Below are 1,714 nucleotides of genomic sequence, written 5' to 3'. Positions count from 1 at the left end.
GTATCTTCAGGTAAGGAGGTGATCCAACCGCAGGTTCCCCTACGGTTACCTTGTTACGACTTCACCCCAGTCATGAATCACAAAGTGGTAAGCGCCCTCCCGAAGGTTAAGCTACCTACTTCTTTTGCAACCCACTCCCATGGTGTGACGGGCGGTGTGTACAAGGCCCGGGAACGTATTCACCGTAGCATTCTGATCTACGATTACTAGCGATTCCGACTTCACGGAGTCGAGTTGCAGACTCCGATCCGGACTACGACGCACTTTATGAGGTCCGCTTGCTCTCGCGAGGTCGCTTCTCTTTGTATGCGCCATTGTAGCACGTGTGTAGCCCTACTCGTAAGGGCCATGATGACTTGACGTCATCCCCACCTTCCTCCAGTTTATCACTGGCAGTCTCCTTTGAGTTCCCGGCCGAACCGCTGGCAACAAAGGATAAGGGTTGCGCTCGTTGCGGGACTTAACCCAACATTTCACAACACGAGCTGACGACAGCCATGCAGCACCTGTCTCAGAGTTCCCGAAGGCACCAAAGCATCTCTGCTAAGTTCTCTGGATGTCAAGAGTAGGTAAGGTTCTTCGCGTTGCATCGAATTAAACCACATGCTCCACCGCTTGTGCGGGCCCCCGTCAATTCATTTGAGTTTTAACCTTGCGGCCGTACTCCCCAGGCGGTCGACTTAACGCGTTAGCTCCGGAAGCCACTCCTCAAGGGAACAACCTCCAAGTCGACATCGTTTACGGCGTGGACTACCAGGGTATCTAATCCTGTTTGCTCCCCACGCTTTCGCACCTGAGCGTCAGTCTTTGTCCAGGGGGCCGCCTTCGCCACCGGTATTCCTCCAGATCTCTACGCATTTCACCGCTACACCTGGAATTCTACCCCCCTCTACAAGACTCTAGCCTGCCAGTTTCGAATGCAGTTCCCAGGTTGAGCCCGGGGATTTCACATCCGACTTGACAGACCGCCTGCGTGCGCTTTACGCCCAGTAATTCCGATTAACGCTTGCACCCTCCGTATTACCGCGGCTGCTGGCACGGAGTTAGCCGGTGCTTCTTCTGCGGGTAACGTCAATCGCCAAGGTTATTAACCTTAACGCCTTCCTCCCCACTGAAAGTACTTTACAACCCGAAGGCCTTCTTCATACACGCGGCATGGCTGCATCAGGCTTGCGCCCATTGTGCAATATTCCCCACTGCTGCCTCCCGTAGGAGTCTGGACCGTGTCTCAGTTCCAGTGTGGCTGGTCATCCTCTCAGACCAGCTAGGGATCGTCGCCTAGGTGAGCCATTACCCCACCTACTAGCTAATCCCATCTGGGCACATCCGATGGTGTGAGGCCCGAAGGTCCCCCACTTTGGTCCGAAGACGTTATGCGGTATTAGCTACCGTTTCCAGTAGTTATCCCCCTCCATCGGGCAGTTTCCCAGACATTACTCACCCGTCCGCCACTCGTCACCCAAGAGCAAGCTCTCTGTGCTACCGTTCGACTTGCATGTGTTAGGCCTGCCGCCAGCGTTCAATCTGAGCCATGATCAAACTCTTCAATTTAAGTTTGATTTGCTGAAACAAGTTCAGCGATGCTCATCTGTAAAACGTCATAATGAATTTCATTATGTGTTCACTCGTGAGACTTGATATTTTTTACGTCCGGAGACGTTGATATCAATCCTGCGAGTGCCCACACAGATTGTCTGATAAATTGTTAAAGAGC

Annotated in this window: 1 rRNA gene; it reads right to left on the bottom strand. The window is 52.9% G+C overall.

The window, feature by feature from the left end:
• Window positions 1-11 precede the first annotated feature (11 nt).
• A 16S ribosomal RNA gene (locus tag LBW88_RS26415) occupies window positions 12-1,551 on the bottom strand.
• Window positions 1,552-1,714 lie beyond the last annotated feature (163 nt).

Source organism: Pantoea sp. alder81, assembly GCF_020179835.1.
Lineage (GTDB): Bacteria > Pseudomonadota > Gammaproteobacteria > Enterobacterales > Enterobacteriaceae > Pantoea.
This window is presented reverse-complemented; position numbering and strand designations above follow the sequence as displayed.